This is a genomic window from Bradyrhizobium sp. Unk1, assembly GCF_059512345.1.
The window spans coordinates 1-420 of record NZ_JCAMOP010000239.1 but is presented as its reverse complement, the minus strand read 5'-3'; the positions used below and the strand labels follow the sequence as shown (position 1 = coordinate 420).

Below are 420 nucleotides of genomic sequence, written 5' to 3'. Positions count from 1 at the left end.
ATCGAGCCGGGCGAGATCGTCGCGCGGCTTTGCGAGCACGCCTGGGTGCGCGAGGCGGTGGTGGTGGCGCGCCAGGACGGCGCCGGCGACAAGCATCTGATCGCCTATATGGTCTGTGCGCCCGAGGCCGGCTCGGACGAGGGCGATGGAAGCGGGCTTGCGGGCGCATTGCGGGCGCACTTAAGTGCGCGGCTGCCGGACTACATGGTGCCGAGTGCGTTCGTGCGGCTGGCGGCGCTTCCGCTCACGGTGAACGGCAAGCTCGATCGGAACGCGCTGCCGGCGCCGGCCGATCAGGCCTATGCGCTGGCGGCCTATGAGGCGCCGCAAGGTGCGGTCGAGGCGGCGCTGGCGCGGATCTGGGCCGAGCTCCTGGGTGTCGAGCGCATCGGGCGCAACGACCACTTCTTCGAACTGGGC

General features: G+C 71.0%; 1 protein-coding gene. It reads left to right on the top strand.

Annotated elements, in window-relative coordinates; all coding sequences use genetic code 11:
• A partial coding sequence (locus AC5ZFO_RS48315; protein WP_496124312.1) for an AMP-binding enzyme occupies positions 1-420 on the top strand: 420 nt, incomplete at both ends.